This window comes from Arthrobacter sp. CMU6, from assembly GCF_059090205.1.
In genome coordinates, this window is the sequence record NZ_JBNHFL010000074.1 from 1 (window position 1) to 1,391 (window position 1,391).

General features: G+C 64.8%; 1 protein-coding gene. It reads right to left on the reverse strand.

The features are described from left to right. Positions 1-59: 59 nt before the first annotated feature. Complete coding sequence (locus AC5RWD_RS23090) at positions 60-1,241, reverse strand: glycosyltransferase (protein WP_494022251.1); 1,182 nt, start codon at positions 1,239-1,241, stop codon at positions 60-62. Positions 1,242-1,391 lie beyond the last annotated feature (150 nt).

Below are 1,391 nucleotides of genomic sequence, written 5' to 3' on the forward strand. Positions count from 1 at the left end.
AGACATACAGGATTCGGAGAAGGTGGCCCATGTTCAGTGCGCCAGAATGCGGCAGGCGGTCAGCCGCCCAGATTCTCCAGAACGTGAACAGCGGCAGTTGTGCCGTCCTCTTTACGCATACGCTCTCCTACCCGCGCGGCATGGTGGCGGCTGTTCCCGGCCTTGCCGATGGCGTCCCGGAGCCGCTCCGCGCTTAGTTTCCGGTATGGGATCGGCGGGGGTCCAAGGCCGTGCCGGTAAATCAAATTTCCCCAGAATGGCTGGTCTCCGATGAAAGGCACCACGATAGATGGGACGCCTGCCCTGGCGGCTGCATGGACAGTGCCTGCCCCACCATGGTGGATCGCCGCCGTTGCCCGGGGCAGGACCTGATCGTGAGCCACCGATCCCCTCACCAGAACGCCTTCACTGGCTGTCCCGAGGATGTCCAAGCCTCCCCACCCAGTAGTGGCAAGAACGCGAAGTCCGCATTGGCGGGCTGCCTCGAGGACGACTTCGCCACGTTTCCTAGCATCACCGGCCTTCATTGAGCCGAACCCCGCGTAGACGAACTCCCCGCCGTCCATGAAGTCCTCCAGCTCCGCATCGGCACCGTCCGGTGCGGGTTTCCCGGCCCAGTAACCGGTGAGATGCACAGTGCGCGGCCAGTCGTGGGGACGGGGCAGCAGCTGGGGACTCGCTGGGACCATCGACGCTTGCGGTGCCGCCTGGTGCCCCCGCCCGTGCGGCAGTATCTTAAGGGCTGTGTCCAGCTCGCCCCGGAACATGAGCGCAGCGAGGGGCGCGGCCAGATAGGTGGCACGGTTCAAAGGCCCCAGATTCAGGGTGGTGACGTATGGCGCCGCAAACTCCCGAGTCCGGGTCACTGAGGGGACCGTCTCCACAATGACCGACGGGATGCCCACACTGTTTGCGGCAACCGGCGCACTCAGAACCTTTGGGTGATAGACCACCACATCGGGCGTGAAGGCGAGGAGGTGTTCGACGGCGGCGGACAGCAGCCGGCCCATGGCTGGCCGGATTACCGTCCTGAACGTTTTGGCCGCGGCTCTGGGGGAAACGCCCTGGTCGCTGACGAGCTGCGCGAAGTCCATCTGCAGACTCACCGTGTCGAGGCCTTCCGCGTCCACGCCGCAGTGGTCCGGGACGCCCAGCCGAACGCGATGCCCGCTGGCTTCGGCAGCGCGTGCCAGCGCGATGAAAGGCTCCACGTCACCGCGGGACCCCGCGGCAAGCAGCAAGATCTTTATTGTGCCTGCACTCCTTTCCGCTTCGTTCCATTGACGCAGTGCGGGGCACCCAAAGCAACAGCTGACTGCCCCGACCGTACAAACAGATTCCCAGTTTCCGCCCTTTCCCTCCAGATCGAAGTGCGGCTCGAGGTCCTGACC